The organism is Neisseria sp. P0021.S005 (assembly GCF_051956955.1).
The window spans coordinates 1-516 of sequence record NZ_JBQCWY010000908.1; the positions used below are offsets into that span (position 1 = coordinate 1).

Consider the following 516-nt stretch of genomic DNA (forward strand, 5'->3'; position numbering starts at 1 on the left):
AGGGCTTCTGCTTGGCGGTGTGTGTAAACCTCAAGCGGCGAACCTTCTTTAAACCAAACTTTTTCATAGGCATGCGCGCTTTTTTTCGGGCGAAAAGTCAATACCAAGCCGCGCAATATCGGTTGCCATAAAAGTTTAGGCAGTTCGACAACGCGTTGATCGGACAGAAATTCTTTCAAGTAAGGCTTGACTGCGGCAGCCGTCGGCGCGTCAGGCGTGCCGAGGTTGAGCAGCAGGACGGCGGTGCGGTTTTGTGCGGTGTAGGCTAAGGGAGGTTCGGTATGGAAACGGGACATGATTGTGCTTTATTAATTAAGAATATTGAGGCCGTCTGAAAAGCAGTTTGAATTAAAACCTGATTTCAGACGACCTTTTAAAGGATTAATCCACACCGCGGGCGCGGTTTTCATGGAATTGCGCCTGCCAATCGGCAAATTTGCCTTGTTCGATGGCTTCGCGCATTTCTGCCATGATGACTTGGTAGAAGTGCAGATTGTGGATGGTGTTGAGCTGTGC

Annotated in this window: 1 protein-coding gene and 1 pseudogene; both read right to left on the reverse strand. The window is 49.4% G+C overall.

The features are described 5' to 3' along the window. Nucleotides 1-296: ferrochelatase (locus tag ACTHUE_RS20100; RefSeq protein WP_440424291.1), on the reverse strand; the 296-nt coding region annotated here is incomplete at its 3' end. An 85-nt stretch (nucleotides 297-381) separates the two neighbouring features. Then, a pseudogene (locus ACTHUE_RS20105) lies at nucleotides 382-516 on the reverse strand (tRNA guanosine(34) transglycosylase Tgt); the annotation flags it as partial.